This window comes from Aeromonas sp. HMWF014 (assembly GCF_963878295.1).
Lineage (GTDB): Bacteria > Pseudomonadota > Gammaproteobacteria > Enterobacterales > Aeromonadaceae > Aeromonas > Aeromonas popoffii.
The window spans coordinates 1-2,063 of sequence record NZ_CAWNYS010000135.1 but is presented as its reverse complement, the minus strand read 5'-3'; the positions used below and the strand labels follow the sequence as shown (position 1 = coordinate 2,063).

The 2,063-nt window shown below is 56.9% G+C and carries 3 protein-coding genes; all 3 read right to left on the bottom strand.

Annotated features, from left to right (window positions below):
- A partial coding sequence (ccoG, locus tag AAC083_RS05365; protein WP_108536031.1) for a cytochrome c oxidase accessory protein CcoG occupies positions 1-1,374 on the bottom strand: 1,374 nt, incomplete at its 3' end.
- 203 nt (positions 1,375-1,577) lie between these two features.
- Positions 1,578-1,841, bottom strand: coding sequence for a YihD family protein (locus AAC083_RS05360; protein WP_042035874.1), 264 nt, complete (start codon positions 1,839-1,841; stop codon positions 1,578-1,580).
- Positions 1,842-1,872: 31 nt separating this feature from the next.
- Positions 1,873-2,063: GGDEF domain-containing protein (locus tag AAC083_RS05355; protein WP_146181584.1), on the bottom strand; the 191-nt coding region annotated here is incomplete at its 5' end.

Sequence of the window (2,063 nt, the reverse complement as noted above, 5' to 3'; positions counted from 1 at the left end):
GAGCACAAACTGGATGTCCAGGGTCGGCTTCTTCAGGTTGAAGGGGTCAACGGCCACGCTCACCGGCAAGGTGTAGATCTCGCCCGCCTTCAGGGTTACGTCGCGCGGACCAAACCACTGGTGCTCAGGTAACCCTTCCACATCCAGCTGATAAGTCTGGGCATGCAGGGTCTTGTTGAGGATCTTGAGGGTGTAGGTGTTCTCGATGAGCCCCTCACTGTTCTCGCGGAACAGCTGGTTGCGATCCCGCAGTATGTCGAGCCCCATCGGCATGATGGACATGGCATTGTAGACGAACACCCCCAGCATGATGACCATCACCAGGCCATAGCCAAGCAGCTTGGGCCGCGCCACATGGGTGCTGTTGTGGGCCAGCTTGTGCTCAGTGGTATAGCTGATCAGCCCCTTCGGATAACCCATGCGATCCATGGTCTGGTCACAGGCATCGACGCAGGCGCCGCAGTTGATGCACTCGTACTGCAGACCGTCGCGGATGTCGATGCCGGTCGGGCAGACCTGCACGCAGAGATCGCAGTCGATGCAATCCCCCAGCCCCAGCGCCTTGTGATCCACCTTGCGGGCACGGGCACCACGGCTCTCGCCACGCTTGGTGTCGTAGCCGACGATGAAGGTGTCCTTGTCGAACATGGCGGACTGGAAGCGGGCATAGGGGCACATGTGGATACACATGATGGCGCGCATCCAGCCTGCGTTGCCGTAGGTACAGGCGGCAAAGAACAGCACCCAGAAGATGACCCAGCCACTCGCCTGCAGGGTGAGAACGTCAGGCACCAGCTGGAATGCATCCTGGAAATAGGCAACAAAGGTAAGACCGGTACCGAGGGAGAGCAGGATCCACGCCAGATGCTTTGCGCCCTTGCGGGCCAGCTTCTCGCCACTCCAGGGAGCCGCATCCAGCCTGCGCCGTTTATTGGCCGCCCCTTCCAGCTTCTCTTCGAACCAGATGAACATGAAAGTCCACACCGTCTGCGGGCAGAGATAACCACACCAGACCCGGCCGAGGAAGGTAGTCACGAAGAAGAGCCCGAAGGCAGCGATCATGAAGATCCAGGCCAGCAGGGTCAGATCCTGCGGCCAGATGGTTGCACCGAAGATATGGAACTGCTGATGATCGATATCGAACAGCACGGCCTGACGACCGTCATAACGCAACCAGGGCAAGGCGACGAAGATCACCACGAAGAACCAGCCCATGGCCTTGCGTACCCGCTGCCAGTAGCCGGGTTGCGCCCTCACATAGATGCTGTTGCCGGGATTGAACCTGTCGTCGCTGGCTTTGAAGGTATTGGGGTTGTACGTCCCCGTTACATCGCCGGTGACATCCTTGATATCGATCTTGTCCTGGTCGGCCATTGCAACACTTAGCTCCACTCATTAATTGTTATGGAGCGGATTATATCTTAAACAACCTGCTAATTGTGTGGGTAAAATGTATCTAATGTTCGAGTGACGTCGCAATTTCAAGCAACAAAAAAGGCGTGTCGCCAGTTGACGAAACACCTTTTTGAGAGATTCTCTTGAAACCATTCTTTGGCGCTATTTGCACCGCGCCGGGATCACTTGATGCCACGGGCCTTGAGCAGAGCTTCCTTGAAATCGGGTACATGATCCTTGGCCAGGCCGGGGATCATCGCCTGCTTGTCGGACTCCCGCATCTTGAGGTGGTAGATCAGCATGTCGTCGGTCAGGTCGGACAAGGCACCCTCATAGCGGGCTTCCGCCGCCAGTTTGGCAACGAATTGCACCAGGCTGAGGTCCTGTTCCTTGATCCAGGCAGGCTGCAACAACTCCAGCAGCTCTTCGATACGATGACATTGCATAGACAACCTCTTTAAATCTGTCATGTGAAACTCAGGCAACCTTACCCATCAAGGCTACTTCGATACGATCCCGCCCATTATGCTTGGCCTGATAGAGGGCCGCATCCGCTTTTTGGATCAACTGGGCGATGGAACTGCTCTGATCCGGCACCAGGGTCGCCACCCCGAAGCGGCAACTGACCCGGTCGGAGACCAGGGATTTCTGGTGAGGAATGCCCAGTT